Annotated in this window: 1 protein-coding gene; it reads right to left on the reverse strand. The window is 54.9% G+C overall.

Features of this window, described 5'->3' with window-relative positions:
- A partial coding sequence (locus tag AC0L20_RS40335) for a cation:dicarboxylate symporter family transporter (RefSeq protein ID WP_473295722.1) occupies window positions 1–337 on the reverse strand: 337 nt, incomplete at its 3' end.

The raw sequence follows: 337 nt of genomic DNA on the forward strand, positions 1-337 counted from the left end.
TGTCGAGGCTGTTTACATCGATATTGAACCCCGCGCCAGGGCGTATCAGATGCGCAGCGAGCAGCCCGATCATCAACGCTACGGTGGACACCACCTCAAAATACAGCAGCGCCTTGCCGCCGACGCGACCCACCTGCTTGACGTCGTGCATGCTGGTGATACCCGATACCACCGTACAAAAAATGATCGGGCCGATGATCATTTTGATGAGTTTGATAAAACCGTCACCCAGGGGTTTGAGGTCGACCCCCACCTGGGGCCAGTAATGACCAACGGCAATGCCCAGGGCGATGGCGATAATCACCTGTACATAGAGCGTTCCCAGCAGTTTTCTTAT

Source organism: Bradyrhizobium sp. Kon58 (assembly GCF_055807455.1).